Source organism: Helicobacter valdiviensis, from assembly GCF_003245365.1.
GTDB classification, from domain to species: Bacteria; Campylobacterota; Campylobacteria; order Campylobacterales; family Helicobacteraceae; genus Helicobacter_D; species Helicobacter_D valdiviensis.
Window position 1 is genome coordinate 1 of sequence record NZ_NBIU01000123.1, and the last position, 560, is coordinate 560.

1 protein-coding gene and 1 pseudogene are annotated in these 560 nt (G+C 25.2%); both read right to left on the reverse strand.

Annotated features, from left to right (window positions below; translation table 11 throughout):
- Window positions 1-127: 127 nt before the first annotated feature.
- Entirely contained in the window at window positions 128-268 is a 141-nt protein-coding gene (locus B6S12_RS10845; RefSeq protein ID WP_111230743.1) for a diadenosine tetraphosphate hydrolase, read from the reverse strand.
- A pseudogene (locus B6S12_RS10850) lies at window positions 268-560 on the reverse strand (tRNA 2-selenouridine synthase); the annotation flags it as partial. The gene B6S12_RS10845 and the pseudogene B6S12_RS10850, both read right to left, overlap by 1 nt.

Consider the following 560-nt stretch of genomic DNA (forward strand, 5'->3'; position numbering starts at 1 on the left):
TCATCAATCATCCTTCTTTATAAATAAATCATTCTATAATAATTAAAATAATTCTAAAATAAAATTTAAATTTTTATCCTTATCTATTCCTTTACTTTTAATTTAGAATAAATAGGAATTTGCAAATTTACTCCTTTTTGTTAAAATTTAAACTACTATCAAAAAAACCTTTTTCATCATTCTCATCAATTAAATGCAACATCGCATAACTAGCATCAGCTACATCTGCATAATCTTTGATTTCTATAAGAAGTTCTTTAGGATTCATCAGTAACTTTGTCCTGTAAATTTTTCATCACTTTTTACAAATTTACCATTGATAAAATAATGAAAAGATCCACCAGCAGCAGAACTATAAGTTGTATTTGTAAAGCTAAATCCTCTTCCTTCATCTCCAAATAAACCAAAGCTTTTTACTTTATAATCTATCATGGTATAAAAAACAACAGGATATTTTTTACCCTTACATACATAATAAGTTGACATACCTAAATAAGGCCTTAATTTTTTATAAGTTTCTTCACCCATATATGCCCTAAATTGATCTTCATAATAAGCAA

What these genes read in the sequence shown, in the direction of transcription:
- B6S12_RS10845 (WP_111230743.1), bottom strand. Translation starts at nt 268, where the DNA reads ATGAATCCTAAAGAACTTCTTATAGAAATCAAAGATTATGCAGATGTA.